2 protein-coding genes are annotated in these 1,006 nt (G+C 76.9%); both read left to right on the top strand.

Going from position 1 to position 1,006, the window contains the following annotated elements:
- On the top strand, positions 1-686 hold a 686-nt coding region (locus D7231_RS36025; RefSeq protein WP_242000105.1), incomplete at its 5' end, for a PfkB family carbohydrate kinase.
- A partial coding sequence (tmk, locus tag D7231_RS36020; RefSeq protein ID WP_120760604.1) for a dTMP kinase occupies positions 679-1,006 on the top strand: 328 nt, incomplete at its 3' end. The genes D7231_RS36025 and tmk, both read left to right, overlap by 8 nt.

Below are 1,006 nucleotides of genomic sequence, written 5' to 3'. Positions count from 1 at the left end.
TCGACATCGCCTACGACTCCGGCTGGCGGGCCCACTACGCCGTGGACGGCGCGGAAGCGGAAGCGCTGATCACGCCCGGGAGCGTCCTCGACGTTCACCGGGCCGTCGACGGGGTCCATCTGTGCCCGCTCGGGGCGCCGGAAGCGCAGCTCGCGCTGGCCCGTGCCGTGCGCGCCCGATGGCCGGATGCGCTCTTGTCGGCAACCACGTTCCGCAACCGGATCAGCGAGCAGCCGGCCACGGCCCGGGCGTTGTGGGGGACGGTGGACGTGCTGGTCTGCAACGCCGAGGAGGCCCTGCTGCTCACCCGGACCGGCACGCCGGCCCAGGCGCTGGAAGGCATCCACGGCGTCGTCGCCGCGGGGCGTGGCGGCCGGGCGGTGTGCGTCACCGACGGCGGCAACGGCGCCCACCTGGTCACGGGCCAGGGCGTGCCGCACGTGGCGGCCTTCCCGGCGCGGGTGGTGGACCCGACCGGGGCGGGGGAGGCGTTCGCCGGCGCGGCGATGGCCGCGCACCTGGCCGGGGCCGGCCTGCTGCCGGCGATGGCCACCGGCGCCGCGGTCGCCTCGATCGCGGTGGAGGGCGTCGGTCCCGAACGGCTGCTCGCCGCCACGCCGCCCGACGTGCGATGCCGGGCGGCGGCGATCACCCTCGCGGGCGCGGGGGAGACCCGACGTGGCTGAGGCGCTGTTCGTGGCGATCGAGGGCATCGACGCCAGCGGCAAGACCACCCTGACCGCCAGCCTGGCCGCCGCGCTGCGCACCCGGGGCCTGGCGGTGGCCACCCACAAGGAACCCGGCCACGGCCCGGTCGGGGAGCTGTTCCGCCGCCTGAGCGCCTCCGGCCGCTGCCCGCCGACGACGATGGCGCTGCTCTCCAGCGCCGAGCGCCACGCCCAGCAGGAGGCGCTCGCCGCAGCCCTCCGGCGCCACCAGGTCGTGATCGCCGACCGCTACTACCTCTCGGGGCTGGCCTATCACGCCGCCGACGGCATCGACCCCG

The sequence above is a fragment of the Streptomyces klenkii genome (assembly GCF_003626645.1).
GTDB classification, from domain to species: domain Bacteria; phylum Actinomycetota; class Actinomycetes; order Streptomycetales; family Streptomycetaceae; genus Streptomyces; species Streptomyces klenkii.
Note: the sequence above shows the minus strand (reverse complement) of the source record. Positions and strands in the feature narration are given on the sequence as shown.